The 14,519-nt window shown below is 34.8% G+C and carries 9 protein-coding genes; 8 read left to right on the top strand and 1 reads right to left on the bottom strand.

All coding sequences use genetic code 11. The features are described from left to right. Positions 1 to 43 precede the first annotated feature (43 nt). The gene (locus AC2GW8_RS04250) at positions 44 to 874 is read right to left on the bottom strand and encodes a mechanosensitive ion channel family protein (protein WP_440881548.1); all 831 of its coding nucleotides are present in this window, start codon (positions 872 to 874) and stop codon (positions 44 to 46) included. Between the two features lie 107 nt (positions 875 to 981). Between AC2GW8_RS04250 and murQ the strand changes: the two genes are divergently transcribed. The 8 genes from murQ to AC2GW8_RS04290 all read left to right on the top strand — a co-directional run bounded on the left by murQ (position 982) and on the right by AC2GW8_RS04290 (position 14,200). Then, the gene (gene murQ, locus AC2GW8_RS04255) at positions 982 to 1,797 is read left to right on the top strand and encodes an N-acetylmuramic acid 6-phosphate etherase (protein ID WP_440881549.1); all 816 of its coding nucleotides are present in this window, start codon (positions 982 to 984) and stop codon (positions 1,795 to 1,797) included. A 37-nt stretch (positions 1,798 to 1,834) separates the two neighbouring features. Continuing rightward, entirely contained in the window at positions 1,835 to 2,023 is a 189-nt protein-coding gene (locus AC2GW8_RS04260; protein WP_440881550.1) for a hypothetical protein, read from the top strand. Between the two features lie 11 nt (positions 2,024 to 2,034). Then, the gene (locus AC2GW8_RS04265; RefSeq protein ID WP_440881551.1) at positions 2,035 to 3,084 is read left to right on the top strand and encodes an ATP-grasp domain-containing protein; all 1,050 of its coding nucleotides are present in this window, start codon (positions 2,035 to 2,037) and stop codon (positions 3,082 to 3,084) included. Positions 3,085 to 3,191: 107 nt separating this feature from the next. Further along, entirely contained in the window at positions 3,192 to 11,072 is a 7,881-nt protein-coding gene (locus tag AC2GW8_RS04270; RefSeq protein ID WP_440881552.1) for a beta strand repeat-containing protein, read from the top strand. 2 nt (positions 11,073 to 11,074) lie between these two features. Further along, positions 11,075 to 11,209, top strand: coding sequence for a hypothetical protein (locus AC2GW8_RS04275; RefSeq protein ID WP_440881553.1), 135 nt, complete (start codon positions 11,075 to 11,077; stop codon positions 11,207 to 11,209). 147 nt (positions 11,210 to 11,356) lie between these two features. Next, positions 11,357 to 12,139: a hypothetical protein gene (locus AC2GW8_RS04280; protein WP_440881554.1), complete on the top strand. Its 783-nt coding sequence runs from the start codon at positions 11,357 to 11,359 to the stop codon at positions 12,137 to 12,139. Between the two features lie 282 nt (positions 12,140 to 12,421). Further along, a complete protein-coding gene (locus AC2GW8_RS04285) occupies positions 12,422 to 13,294 on the top strand; it encodes a phage tail-like protein (protein ID WP_440881555.1) in 873 nt (290 codons plus the stop codon). A 3-nt stretch (positions 13,295 to 13,297) separates the two neighbouring features. Then, positions 13,298 to 14,200 carry an arabinofuranosidase catalytic domain-containing protein gene (locus tag AC2GW8_RS04290; protein ID WP_440881556.1) on the top strand — a complete coding sequence of 301 codons (903 nt, stop codon included), beginning with the start codon at positions 13,298 to 13,300 and terminating at the stop codon, positions 14,198 to 14,200. Positions 14,201 to 14,519: the final 319 nt, after the last annotated feature.

The following is a 14,519-nucleotide window of genomic DNA, read 5'->3' on the forward strand; positions in this document are numbered from 1 at the left end:
GGTAAAATAAAAAAAATGGAATCAATAATTGATTCCATTTTTTTTATTTTAACATTGTTACTATTCTTTGAGGTAGAGGTGCTTCGTAGCCTTCATTTCCTAAGGCCTCTACAATTTTTTGTCTTGTATCCCAATAAACATCCCAATAATTTTCACTCTTAACATAAGGTAACGCAAGTAACTCAATACTATTTTCTCCAAGATTATTAACAGCAACCCTTGGTTTCATTTTCTCCGTTTTTAAAACATTTTTATCTTGAACTAAAACATCCAAAACAATATTTTTAGCTTTTGATATATCTGCACCATATCGAATTGCAAAAGGCATGTCTATCCTTAAATAACCAACAGTTGATAAATTAGTTATTTTCCCAGAGGTTATTGCTGAATTAGGAATAATTTCTGTTTCTTTTTGAAAAGTTTCAATAACTGTAACAAATACCGATATTTCTTTAACAAAACCAAAAGCCCCATTTACTTTTATTAAATCTCCAACTTTAAATGGACGAAACACCAATAACATAATACCTGAAGCCAAGTGACCTAATGATCCATTAAAAGCAGCCCCTATAGCAACTCCAATACCTGCAACTAATGCTGCAAAAGTTGCTGTAGGTACTCCTACAATACCTGCTATTGAGATAATTAATAATGCTTTTAAAACAAAGCCTAGAAGCGTTATTAAGAAAGGTCTTAATGTCTCATCAATATGTTTTGATTCAAAAACCCTTGAAACGCCTTTCATAATAAACCTTATTACCCATAATCCAATAATTAAGGCTGCTAAAGCTCCAAAAAGCTTAAGTCCCCAATCACCAATACCTGTAGCAATAGAATTATAAAAATTAGTTAATGAGTTTTGGATGGTTTCCATAATATTCTGTTTTTTGATTTCACATAAAATATGACACCTCATTCATTTCTAGGTCACTTTCATAACTTTTGAACTAATTAAAAAATCAATATTTGTAAATTTGTTTTATGAAATTTACAAAAACAACAGAACAAGATTCTAATTATACTGATCTAGAAAAAAAAGATATTTCTGAAATTCTAAAGAATATTAATAAAGAAGATAAAACAGTCCCTAACGCGGTAGAAAAATCAATTCCTCAAATAGAAGCACTAATAAAAGAAGTCGTGAAAAAACTCAAAAATGGCGGAAGATTATTTTACATTGGAGCTGGCACAAGTGGACGTCTAGGTATAGTAGATGCAAGCGAATGTCCTCCTACTTTTGGAGTCCCTCATGGAATGGTAATTGGGTTAATTGCCGGTGGTGATAATGCTATTCGTAAATCAGTTGAGTTTGCTGAAGACTCTAAATCACAAGGCTGGAAAGATCTATGTGATCATAACATTAATACAAATGATTTTGTAATTGGAATTGCAGCCTCTGGAACAACCCCCTATGTTATTGAAGCTCTTAAAAAATGCAATGAACATAATATTCTAACGGGGTGTATAACATGTAATCATAATAGTCCCCTATCACTTACAGCACAACTACCCATTGTTGTTATCGTAGGACCTGAATTTTTAACTGGTAGCTCACGAATGAAAGCTGGAACTGCTCAAAAGTTAGTACTTAACATGATTTCAACATCGATTATGATTCAATTGGGAAAGGTTAAAGGCAACAAAATGGTTGATATGCAATTATCAAATAAAAAACTTGTAAGAAGAGGCATTGCCATTTTAAAGTCAGAACTAAAGATAGAAGAAGATCAAGCAAAAAAACTTCTAATGAAATACGGAAACGTTAGAGAAGCAATAAGGAATTTTAATCAACTATAAAAAGATGGAAAAAAGCTTTAAAAATGTCTTACTACTTATGACATTACTCATAATATCTCCCTTAATTTTAACTATTTCTTATAAAGCTTTAAAGGCTTTTGATACATATCCTAAAAACATTTTTGCTTATTTTTTATTTATTTTTAGTATTTTAACAGTTCTTTATACATTATACTTTGGATTCAAGACAATAAAAGTGTTTTTAGATGAACTATTCAAAAAATAAAAAAAATAAATTTGAAATATAAAAATACATCTTTTAGAATATTTGATTGGGAATACTGGCCTTCCTTTTTCTTCTATATCCCAAATATTCCATATGCTTTGTATTTAGCTTGTAAAGCAAAAAAACTAACATTCTTTACTGCTGCCAACCCAAGTATAAAAAGTTCGGGTAATGGAACAGAAAGCAAATTCAAAACGCTTCAATTAATACCTAAAAAAATAAGACCCAAATCAATATTGGTAAAACCAAATACGGGTTTTAATAATATTACTAAGCAATTAGAAAATGCATGTATCTCATTTCCGGTTATTGTAAAGCCAGATGTAGGTTTCAGAGGTCTTTTAGTAAAAAAAATAAATAACCGTAAAGAATTAAAAATATATCTGGAAAAATATAGAATTAAAATAATCATTCAAGAATTCATAAATCTAAATCATGAATGTGGTATCTTTTACATAAGAAATCCAGAAAAGAACAAAGGAACCATCACTTCAATCACCCTAAAAAAATTTTTATCTGTAAAAGGAGATGGTAATACAAAATTGAAAAATCTTATAATCCAACACAAAAGAGCCAAACATTATATTAAGGAGATACACCAATCATACTTTTCTGAATTTGAAAAAATTCCTCAGAAAGGGGAACTAGTCATTTTATCGGCAATAGGAAACCATTCTAGAGGAGCAAGGTTTATTAATGGTAATCATTTAATCAACAAACCCCTAAATGATAGGCTTGATAAAATAAGTGCATCAATCAATGGATGGTATTATGGTAGATTAGATATTAAATATAATTCTCTTGAAGAACTTGAAAGAGGTGAAAATTTCAAGATTTTAGAGATTAATGGCATTATAGCAGAACCAACCCATATTTACGATAGCGAAAACTCTAGCTACTTAAAAGCGCTAAAAGAAATACGATATCATTGGAAAAAATTATACACCATTTCAATTATAAATCATAGAATTTTAAAAATCCCATATAAAAATACCAAAGAGTTTTTTTCAGAAATACTTGTCCTAAAAAACTACATATCAACTATCAAAAATACAATTTAAATCCTATATTTGTGATTATTAAGAGAGAAAAGCACCTAAAAACTATAAAAAAAACCCCTATATTAAAAGAAGTTATTTTAAACTTCTTAAATTAATAACTTGATATTATGAAGAGAATAATTATCCTTTCTATTCTGATTTTCGCCCCTTTGATTACAATTCTGAGTCAGGTAAAAATCGGAGACAATCCTAATGTAATTGACGGAAGTTCTATTTTAGAACTTGAAAGTAGCAATAAAGTTCTAGTTGTTACTAGAGTAACTGATGCTGAAATGAATTTAATTTTCCCTCTTGAGGGTGCGATTGTCTACAATACAGATCAAAATTGTATTTTCCAATATGGAAATATGATTTGGAAGAGCTTGTGCGATCAAACAGGTAGCAGAGAACTCCTTTTCAATGCAACAACCAACGAACTAACCTTAGGAGACTGGGGAACAGTTAATTTAACTTCATTAATAGATGATGCTGATAATGACCCAACAAACGAAGTCAATACATTGATGGTTCTTAACGGCACTACCTTGTCTATTACAGATGGAGCTGGGACTCTATTTACTGACTTATCATCTCTTTTGGCTGATGGGGATGAAACACAAATTATTGCAGCTGGAATAAATACAATTTCCGGTACAGGGACAACTGCTGATCCATACATAATTACAGCTACGGAGGTTGATGGTTCTGTAACTAACGAAATTAATACCAGATTCGAAGTTAACTCTGGTAATCTAGAAATTACAGATGGTAATGGAACATTATCTGTTCCTTTAACAGCCTTAGGTTCTGATGATCAAACAATAGATGATTTCTCTTTTAATACAAGCAATAATCAACTTTCAATATCAATCGAGGACGATGGTGTTGCGCCAATTATCGTAGACCTTTCCTCTTTAGCCTCTGATGGTTCTGAAACAATTATAAATGTGACAGGAATTGCCACTATATCAGGTACTGGTTCTTCAACAGACCCATATATAATAGGTGCTTCTGAAGTAGATGGCATCATCGGAAATGAAATAACAGATGCTACTGATGGTACTTTAATTAGAAGTGGATCGGGTACAAATGGGGATCCATTTACTTTAGATGTGGCTACCGATGGTATTACTGCTACTGAAATCGCTGCTGATGCGGTAGGAACTAATGAATTAGCCGACGATGCTGTTACAACTGTTAAAATTGCTGATGATGCTGTCGACAGAACTAAAATAAATGCCAATGTTGCCGGAACGGGACTTACACAAAATGCAAACGGTTCTTTAGAAATAGATCCTACAACAATTACTGGTGATGGTGATATTACTTCTTCTGATCTTACCGTTACAGGGGGAACTGATGCTACTTTTAATGATGTTACGCTTGAAATTACAGCTGGTGCTGTAGGAACTAATGAATTAACTGACAATGCTGTTACAACCATTAAAATTGCTGACGATGCCGTCGACAGAACTAAAATAAATGCCGATGTTGCCGGAACGGGACTTACACAAAATGCAAACGGTTCCTTAGAAATAGATCCTACAACAATTACTGGCGATGGTGATATTACTTCTTCTGATCTTACCGTTACAGGGGGAACTGATGCTGCTTTTAATGATGTTACGCTTGAAATTACAGCTGGTGCTGTAGGAACTAATGAATTAGCTGACAATGCTGTTACAACCATTAAAATTGCTGATGATGCCGTCGACAGAACTAAAATAAATGCCGATGTTGCCGGAACGGGACTTACACAAAATGCAAACGGTTCCTTAGAAATAGATCCTACTACAATTACTGGTGATGGTGATATTACTTCTTCTGATCTTACCGTTACAGGGGGAACTGATGCTGCTTTTAATGATGTTACGCTTGAAATTACAGCTGGTGCTGTAGGAACTAATGAATTAGCTGGCAATGCTGTTACAACCATTAAAATTGCTGATGATGCCGTCGACAGAACTAAAATAAATGCCGATGTTGCTGGAACGGGACTTACACAAAATGCAAACGGTTCCTTAGAAATAGATCCTACAACAATTACTGGCGATGGTGATATTACTTCTTCTGATCTTACCGTTACAGGGGGAACTGATGCTGCTTTTAACGATGTTACGCTTGAAATTACAGCTGGCGCTGTAGGAACTAATGAATTAGCTGACAATGCTGTTACAACCATTAAAATTGCTGATGATGCTGTTACTTCTGCCAAAATTGTAGATGGTACAATTACTACTGCGGATGTAACTGATGATGCTATTGACAGAACTAAAATAAATGCCGATGTTGCTGGAACGGGACTTACACAAAATGCAAACGGTTCCTTAGAAATAGATCCTACTACAATTACTGGTGATGGTGATATTACTTCTTCTGATCTTACCGTTACAGGGGGAACTGATGCTGCTTTTAATGATGTTACGCTTGAAATTACAGCTGGTGCTGTAGGAACTAATGAATTAGCTGACAATGCTGTTACAACCATTAAAATTGCTGACGATGCCGTCGACAGAACTAAAATAAATGCCGATGTTGCCGGAACGGGACTTACACAAAATGCAAACGGTTCCTTAGAAATAGATCCTACTACAATTACTGGTGATGGTGATATTACTTCTTCTGATCTTACCGTTACAGGGGGAACTGATGCTACTTTTAATGATGTTACGCTTGAAATTACAGCTGGTGCTGTAGGAACTAATGAATTAGCTGACAATGCTGTTACAACCATTAAAATTGCTGATGATGCTGTTACTTCTGCCAAAATTGTAGATGGTACAATTACTACTGCGGATGTAACTGATGATGCTATTGACAGAACTAAAATAAATGCCGATGTTGCTGGAACGGGACTTACACAAAATGCAAACGGTTCCTTAGAAATAGATCCTACAACAATTACTGGCGATGGTGATATTACTTCTTCTGATCTTACCGTTACAGGGGGAACTGATGCTGCTTTTAACGATGTTACGCTTGAAATTACAGCTGGTGCTGTAGGAACTAATGAATTAGCTGACAATGCTGTTACAACCATTAAAATTGCTGATGATGCTGTTACTTCTGCCAAAATTGTAGATGGTACAATTGCTACTGCGGATGTAACTGATGATGCTATTGACAGAACTAAAATAAATGCCGATGTTGCCGGAACGGGACTTACACAAAATGCAAACGGTTCCTTAGAAATAGATCCTACTACAATTACTGGTGATGGTGATATTACTTCTTCTGATCTTACCGTTACAGGGGGAACTGATGCTGCTTTTAATGATGTTACGCTTGAAATCACAGCTGGCGCTGTAGGAACTAATGAATTAGCTGACAATGCTGTTACAACCATTAAAATTGCTGATGATGCTATTGACAGAACTAAAATAAATGCCGATGTTGCCGGAACGGGACTTACGCAAAATGCAAACGGTTCCTTAGAAATAGATCCTACAACAATTACTGGTGATGGTGATATTACTTCTTCTGATCTTACCGTTACAGGAGGAACTGATGCTGCTTTTAATGATGTTACGCTTGAAATTACAGCTGGTGCTGTAGGAACTAATGAATTAGCTGACAATGCTGTTACAACCATTAAAATTGCTGATGATGCTGTTACTTCTGCCAAAATTGTAGATGGTACAATTGCTACTGCGGATGTAACTGATGATGCTATTGACAGAACTAAAATAAATGCCGATGTTGCCGGAACGGGACTTACACAAAATGCAAACGGTTCCTTAGAAATAGATCCTACTACAATTACTGGTGATGGTGATATTACTTCTTCTGATCTTACCGTTACAGGGGGAACTGATGCTGCTTTTAATGATGTTACACTTGAAATTACAGCTGGCGCTGTAGGAACTAATGAATTAGCTGACAATGCTGTTACAACCATTAAAATTGCTGATGATGCTATTGACAGAACTAAAATAAATGCCGATGTTGCCGGAACGGGACTTACACAAAATGCAAACGGTTCCTTAGAAATAGATCCTACTACAATTACTGGTGATGGTGATATTACTTCTTCTGATCTTACCGTTACAGGGGGAACTGGTGCTGCTTTTAATGATGTTACACTTGAAATTACAGCTGGTGCTGTAGGAACTAATGAATTAGCTGACAATGCTGTTACTTCTGCCAAAATTGTAGATGGTACAATTGCTACTGTGGATGTAACTGATGATGCTATTGACAGAACTAAAATAAATGCCGATGTTGCTGGAACGGGACTTACACAAAATGCAAACGGTTCTTTAGAAATAGATCCTACAACAATTACTGGTGATGGTGATATTACTTCTTCTGATCTTACCGTTACAGGAGGAACTGATGCTGCTTTTAATGATGTTACGCTTGAAATCACAGCTGGTGCTGTAGGAACTAATGAATTAGCTGACAATGCTGTTACAACCATTAAAATTGCTGATGATGCCGTCGACAGAACTAAAATAAATGCCGATGTTGCCGGAACGGGACTTACGCAAAATGCAAACGGTTCCTTAGAAATAGATCCTACAACAATTACTGGTGATGGTGATATTACTTCTTCTGATCTTACCGTTACAGGAGGAACTGATGCTGCTTTTAATGATGTTACGCTTGAAATTACAGCTGGTGCTGTAGGAACTAATGAATTAGCTGACAATGCTGTTACAACCATTAAAATTGCTGATGATGCTGTTACTTCTGCCAAAATTGTAGATGGTACAATTGCTACTGCGGATGTAACTGATGATGCTATTGACAGAACTAAAATAAATGCCGATGTTGCCGGAACGGGACTTACACAAAATGCAAACGGTTCCTTAGAAATAGATCCTACTACAATTACTGGTGATGGTGATATTACTTCTTCTGATCTTACCGTTACAGGGGGAACTGATGCTGCTTTTAATGATGTTACACTTGAAATTACAGCTGGCGCTGTAGGAACTAATGAATTAGCTGACAATGCTGTTACAACCATTAAAATTGCTGATGATGCCGTCGACAGAACTAAAATAAATGCCGATGTTGCCGGAACGGGACTTACACAAAATGCAAACGGTTCCTTAGAAATAGATCCTACAACAATTACTGGTGATGGTGATATTACTTCTTCTGATCTTACCGTTACAGGGGGAACTGGTGCTGCTTTTAATGATGTTACACTTGAAATTACAGCTGGTGCTGTAGGAACTAATGAATTAGCTGACAATGCTGTTACTTCTGCCAAAATTGTAGATGGTACAATTGCTACTGTGGATGTAACTGATGATGCTATTGACAGAACTAAAATAAATGCCGATGTTGCTGGAACGGGACTTACACAAAATGCAAACGGTTCTTTAGAAATAGATCCTACAACAATTACTGGTGATGGTGATATTACTTCTTCTGATCTTACCGTTACAGGGGGAACTGATGCTGCTTTTAATGATGTTACGCTTGAAATCACAGCTGGTGCTGTAGGAACTAATGAATTAGCTGACAATGCTGTTACAACCATTAAAATTGCTGATGATGCTATTGACAGAACTAAAATAAATGCCGATGTTGCCGGAACGGGACTTACACAAAATGCAAACGGTTCCTTAGAAATAGATCCTACAACAATTACTGGTGATGGTGATATTACTTCTTCTGATCTTACCGTTACAGGGGGAACTGGTGCTGCTTTTAATGATGTTACACTTGAAATTACAGCTGGTGCTGTAGGAACTAATGAATTAGCTGACAATGCTGTTACTTCTGCCAAAATTGTAGATGGTACAATTGCTACTGTGGATGTAACTGATGATGCTATTGACAGAACTAAAATAAATGCCGATGTTGCTGGAACGGGACTTACACAAAATGCAAACGGTTCTTTAGAAATAGATCCTACAACAATTACTGGTGATGGTGATATTACTTCTTCTGATCTTACCGTTACAGGGGGAACTGATGCTGCTTTTAATGATGTTACGCTTGAAATTACAGCTGGTGCTGTAGGAACTAATGAATTAGCTGACGATGCTGTTACAACTGTTAAAATTGCTGATGATGCTGTCGACAGAACTAAAATAAATGCCGATGTTGCCGGAACGGGACTTACACAAAATGCAAACGGTTCCTTAGAAATAGATCCTACTACAATTACTGGTGATGGTGATATTACTTCTTCTGATCTTACCGTTACAGGGGGAACTGATGCTGCTTTTAATGATGTTACGCTTGAAATTACAGCTGGTGCTGTAGGAACTAATGAATTAGCTGACAATGCTGTTACAACCATTAAAATTGCTGACGATGCCGTCGACAGAACTAAAATAAATGCCGATGTTGCTGGAACGGGACTTACACAAAATGCAAACGGTTCCTTAGAAATAGATCCTACTACAATTACTGGTGATGGTGATATTACTTCTTCTGATCTTACCGTTACAGGGGGAACTGATGCTGCTTTTAATGATGTTACGCTTGAAATTACAGCTGGTGCTGTAGGAACTAATGAATTAGCTGACAATGCTGTTACAACCATTAAAATTGCTGATGATGCTGTTACTTCTGCCAAAATTGTAGATGGTACAATTACTACTGCGGATGTAACTGATGATGCTATTGACAGAACTAAAATAAATGCCGATGTTGCTGGAACGGGACTTACACAAAATGCAAACGGTTCCTTAGAAATAGATCCTACTACAATTACTGGCGATGGTGATATTACTTCTTCTGATCTTACCGTTACAGGGGGAACTGATGCTGCTTTTAATGATGTTACGCTTGAAATTACAGCTGGTGCTGTAGGAACTAATGAATTAGCTGACAATGCTGTTACAACCATTAAAATTGCTGATGATGCTGTTACTTCTGCCAAAATTGTAGATGGTACAATTACTACTGCGGATGTAACTGATGATGCTATTGACAGAACTAAAATAAATGCCGATGTTGCTGGAACGGGACTTACACAAAATGCAAACGGTTCCTTAGAAATAGATCCTACTACAATTACTGGTGATGGTGATATTACTTCTTCTGATCTTACCGTTACAGGGGGAACTGATGCTGCTTTTAACGATGTTACGCTTGAAATTACAGCTGGTGCTGTAGGAACTAATGAATTAGCTGACAATGCTGTTACAACCATTAAAATTGCTGATGATGCTGTTACTTCTGCCAAAATTGTAGATGGTACAATTACTACTGCGGATATTAATCCAGGTGGTAATAATAACGTTTTAGTTACAGATAATGCAGGTGCTGTACAATGGATTGATAGAAGTTCATTAGAAACAATTTACACAACAGATGGAACCTTAACTAATAATAGAGTTGTGAACGGGGGATCTAATAATTTAAGTTTTACTGATATTGGCGATTTAGTTTTAACGTCCACTAATACTTCGATTCTAAATTCTTCAGGAGATGTAGGAGTGACTTCACAAACAGGTGCAATTCTTATTCAATCAGGAACTGGTGAAAATGTAGTTATTTCACCTAACTCAGGAGTATTAGCTATTGACGGTTCAACGGTCAATTCTGGAAACTTCAGACTCACAGGTCAGTTTATTGACGGTTCTGGAAATTCAGGTACATCTGGACAAGTGTTAACCTCAACCGGTGCATCCACAGAATGGAATAATATAGTATCATCAGATGCTAACAATAAATTAACAACAGGTACAGACGGAGGAGCTTTTTTTGCAGGACCTGTTAGTATAGCCGCAGGAAAGGTTAATGGCAGTGGTGCTGCTTTAAAAATATTCGGTGCTACAGTTAGAAGAATTGATGAAGGAGACTATGAAGTTACTTTTAATACTCCTAGAACTGATGATAATTATATTATTCAATTAACCGTATTCGATTGTAACGGTGATTGCCCAGGAAATACAGCTGCTAATTTTGACGATCCTGGTATTACATACTATCAACAAGCAACAACTGGATTTAGAATAAATATAGGAGACTCTGATAATGGAGCAAATGAAAAAGATGATATTGATTTAGAGTTCATGTTTAATGTGATTGATTTTTAGATATGAAAACTCATCTTTTAATCGCTTTACTGTTTACTTTTTCTACTGCTTTTAGCCAAGTCGATGGCTTTTCAGTTATGGGAATTCCTACAGTAACAAATATTACAGCAATGAATGCAATAAATGGAGCCCTCTAGGGCTCCATTGTATATAATATAGATCAAAAAGGTATCTATATTTTCAATGGAACAAACTGGGTTTCACCAAGTGGAAATAATTGGTTAATTTCGGGTAACAATAGCACATCTACTTCTAATTTCCTAGGTACTATTAATGATGTAAAAATGGAAATTCGCTCTAATAATTTACCTATGTTGGAATTTGGCAGAAGACAAACACTCAATTTGGTCCAGAGCTATCCTGACTACACAGATACAGATCAGCCTTTAATTCATTTAAAGAGAAATGGTAGTATTGCTGCATTACAATTCACTGCGGTTGGTGCCGACTTTTATAAACCAATGTTTTTTACCACAGCAAATGGTAGTTTTAGACTAAAAGAAAGTGGAGGAAGAACTGATTTATTCGAAATCGGATCTGCTGGTCCTTCAAATGACGGCAGATTGGAATTTATAATTGGTGATGACGGGAGTGAACCAATTGTTTTTAAACGATATGACTATCGAAATGGTGGTTTTCATACGGAGCTTTTTAGGGTGCAAGGTAGCAACGGAACTGCAAATGCAAAACCAAGATTTGGCATTAATATAAACCCTCAAGAAGTTCCTTTAGATCCCACATACAATAACTCTTCTTCTTCCGGATATAATATTGCTAATTCTACACTTCAAGTAGGCGGCTCTATTTCTACTGCAATATTAAGGACAACAGGAAGTATAACCTTAGGTGAAGATCATCATACAGTAATTATTACAGGCTTACATAATATTGTATTACCTAATGCTAACACCTGTTCCGGTAGGTTGTATGTTTTAAAAAATATATCTGGATCAAATAGATCTATATCTTCTTATAGAACTTTAAGTAACGTTCCTTCAAACACAATACCTACTAACTCTGCTATTTGGATTCAAAGTGATGGTATCGATTGGCACCGTATTAACTAAAATATACTTAAAGGCTCATTTATTTTTTTGCAAATTTGTCATTTTAATTTTATTACAGCAAAATACTGACTTTAGCATTTTGGATATGCTATTTTACTAATATAAACTTTAAATAATACTTACTTAGTATACTTCAAACTTTTAACAATCAAACAACTTTCAAACCTCTCAAAACTCGATTTAAACAACTATTTTACAAGTTATTATATTGATTTTTTAACTTTAACCGCCTATCTTTAGATTTTTGAAATAGTTTAGTAATTCTTTAATTTATTTTAAATCATGGTTAAAAACTCAATTAAATTAACGGTAATCTTAGTACTCATGTTAGAGTATTGCTTCTCTCAGATAGACTCGCAATCCATACTAGGATTACCTAATGTGGCTGACACCATAGAAATGAACAATATAATCAATCCAAAGGAAGGTTCTTTAGTTTACAATATAGCTCAGAAAAACATATTTTATTTTGACGGTACAAACTGGTTATCAAGCAGTAATGGTAGTCCTAATTTATATAGTACTAATGGAACCTTATCTAATGACAGAACTTTGGATGGGAATAATAATTCTTTAACATTTTCTGATTTAACTGCTTTTTCATTATCAAGTAGCTTATCGTCAGATATGTTTTCTACTGGTCCTATTAGAGTGCAATCAACAGGTAATAGTACATCTATATCTGGAACTGAAATAATCATTTCAGCAACAGCTAGCGGTATAAATCTAAACGGTAATACTTTTATCACAAACGATCTTAGCTTATCGGGCGCTTTTGAAGACAGTACTACTTCTTCTGGAACTGACGGTCAAATTTTAACATCCACTTCGAATGGCACAAGATGGGTTGATTCAGTACTTCCTAAGGTGGTTAATAAAACATCAAATTACACATTAGCAATTGATGATAATGGTAAAATATTTACTTTTAATAGCACCTCAAATATTACACTAACAGTTCCTCAAGGACTTCCTATAGGTTTTAATATAAGCTTATATCAAACAAATACCGGAAGAGTTACTATCCAAGGAGCTCTTGGTGTGACTGTTTCAAATCGACTATCAAGATTTAATACTGCTGGTCAACATGCTGGAGCAGGACTTGTATCAACTGGAACAAATAGTTTTCATTTAACTGGAGATTTAAGATTATAAAAAATGAAAAAAATTAAAATATTGGCTGTATTTATCATTTTTATAAATGAAATACAAGCTCAGATATCAAATTATAACCACTACCCCAGCCTAAAACCATTTCATATTCTAGATGATAAATTAACCGATATAAGTTTTGCTTTTTCTATGAGAGTACTAGAAAGTGATTATAATGGACCGTTAATAAGGCTCAGAAGAAGCAGTGACAACGCAGAAGAAGATTTTTCTTGGTCTGACACTGATATAGTTGATATCAACGCTATTAATACTTGGCGAAATGGCAGTAATGTATTTGTCCGTACTTGGTATGATCAAAGTGGTCAAGGCAGGAACGCTACTCAAACAGACATTAATAGTCAACCCGAGTTTTTTCCAGAAATACTTACTCCACACTTTCAAGGAGATGGTGTCGATGATTTTCTTATTATAGAAACTCCTAATGGCGTTCAAGATGTTACAAATTCAGGAAATCAAGGAACTGTGATAACTGTTTTAAGAGCCACTATTAAAAACCAACATTCATTCGGTGTTTTAAATAATAACAATAGGTGGTCTACGCATGTGAACTGGGGTGACAGCAGACTATACTTTGACCCTGGTATCTGTTGCAATGCTACTCGTTCATTCAACAATAGCAGTAATAACAATGCATGGATGCTGTATACTTTCATAAAAACAGATACAAATGTTTTAGCAAGGTCTGATGGAGTTCAAAGGTTTAACGGTTCTCATACAACCGGAAGATGTACAAGAACAGATAATTTCACTATTGGTTGGGCTAATGGAAATCAAACAAATAATAGGTCTACAACTGCTTTTTTAGAATTCATTATGTACCGAAATGATATAATACCAACAATTTATGAGGAAATTGAAAATAATGGTATTGCTTTCTGGAACTTATAGGTAATTTTATGTGACGCTTTTTTATTAAATGTGTCAAAGAAATAAGAATTAACATTGAAAATTAAAATGTTGTTTTTAATTTGGTTAAATTAAAAATAGTATTCAATATTTTTAATTGATAGTTTAATTTTATCAATTCATCGATCTAAAAAAGAAAAAAAACACCATAAGTCGCTAATTTTTAACCATTCAACCAATAAAAACTTGCATATATCGAAAATAATGTTATCTTTGTAGACTCAAAACTAATCACAGTGCACTATAAAGAACACTAAACTTCAGGTGCAAAAAGAATAAACGTTTTTAATAAAATAAAAAT

The organism is Tenacibaculum profundi (assembly GCF_057162725.1).